Source organism: Klebsiella sp. HMSC25G12 (genome assembly GCF_001807705.1).
In the GTDB taxonomy this organism is placed as follows: Bacteria; Pseudomonadota; Gammaproteobacteria; order Enterobacterales; family Enterobacteriaceae; genus Klebsiella; species Klebsiella variicola.
Window position 1 is genome coordinate 1 of record NZ_KV789933.1, and the last position, 1,210, is coordinate 1,210.

At 46.0% G+C, this 1,210-nt stretch carries 2 protein-coding genes; both read left to right on the plus strand.

Going from position 1 to position 1,210, the window contains the following annotated elements; all coding sequences use genetic code 11:
• Positions 1-194: 194 nt before the first annotated feature.
• The gene (locus HMPREF3096_RS28185) at positions 195-386 is read left to right on the plus strand and encodes a Rop family plasmid primer RNA-binding protein (RefSeq protein WP_032413520.1); all 192 of its coding nucleotides are present in this window, start codon (positions 195-197) and stop codon (positions 384-386) included.
• Entirely contained in the window at positions 386-808 is a 423-nt protein-coding gene (locus HMPREF3096_RS28190; RefSeq protein ID WP_025714834.1) for a helix-turn-helix domain-containing protein, read from the plus strand. The genes HMPREF3096_RS28185 and HMPREF3096_RS28190 overlap by 1 nt, the downstream gene beginning before the upstream one ends.
• Positions 809-1,210: the final 402 nt, after the last annotated feature.

Genomic DNA, 1,210 nt, shown 5'->3' on the forward strand with positions numbered 1-1,210 from the left:
TGTCAGGGGGGCGGAGCCTATGGAAAAACGGCCGCTGTGCTGCCTTCTCCCTCTCCGAGCTGTCTGCTCTATGTCGTTATGTGCGCGTTGCGACCGCTCGCCGCAGCCGAACGGCAGGAGCGTAGCGACTGAGTGAGCGAGGAAGCGGAAAAGAGATCTGTCTGACATTGAGCACTGACGCTCTGAGGCCCTTTATGACGAAACAACAGAAAACAGCGCTGAACATGGCTAAATTCATCCAGCATCAGTCTCTGCTCCTGCTGGAGAAGCTTAACGAGCTTGATCTCGATGTTGAGGCCGACCTTTGTGAGAAACTCCACGATGATGCGGAGCATCTTTTCCGTACACTGTCCTCGAGACTGGATGAATTACAGGATGGTAATTGATGGCCAGAGTGTCTATTAGTGAAGCGGCACGGCTTGTTAAGGTTAGCCGTCCCACAATTTACAAGATGATTAACAGTGGGAAGTTAAGTTACACCTCTGTTGTAAAGCACGGGAAGGCTATTAAAGTTATTGATACTTCAGAGCTTATTAGAGTGTTTGGTTCTCTTGATGGTGTCATCGATACTGTAAAATATGATGTAAAAAGTGACGCAGAATCTACAAGTATTAACAGCGTTGGTTTACATGATTTACAACATAGAATCGCTCTACTTGAAGCTGAAAACGATGGTCTTAAAGGGGCTGTTAAGGCTCGAGATGAGCATATTGATTCCCTTCGTCAGGCTATGCAGCTTCTGGAGCACAAGCGCGAGCCTTCTTCACCACCCCATTCCCCGTGGTGGAAATTCTGGAAAAAATCCTGATCCTGCCATGCTTGAGTTTTCCTCTCCGGCCATCCCAGGGAGTTCCTGAACCTTCCCAAAAATCGCCAGATCTCTGAACGCTCCTCACGACTAAAAATACCCACACACTACGCAAAATTAAAATTTTGCAGATTCCTTATTTAAAACAATTGGTTAATGAAAAATTAATGTGCAGTGATGTGTTACAAAGTGCAGATCCAAGTCGTGGACGACTCTATGGCGAATCGTTTACGAATTGCCCACGATTCATATGTGAATCACGCTTTATTATCATGTTGTTATGATGAATCGACTCTTGATTCAATTCATCAATTTGGGCGTTTTTTGTTCATGGTGACTCTTGATTCAATTCACGATTCGAATCGCCGGTGAATCGTGTGGTGAGTCGTCCGGCGACTTGCC

What these genes read in the sequence shown, in the direction of transcription:
- HMPREF3096_RS28185 (WP_032413520.1), top strand. Translation starts at nt 195, where the DNA reads ATGACGAAACAACAGAAAACAGCGCTGAACATGGCTAAATTCATCCAG.
- HMPREF3096_RS28190 (WP_025714834.1), top strand. Translation starts at nt 386, where the DNA reads ATGGCCAGAGTGTCTATTAGTGAAGCGGCACGGCTTGTTAAGGTTAGC.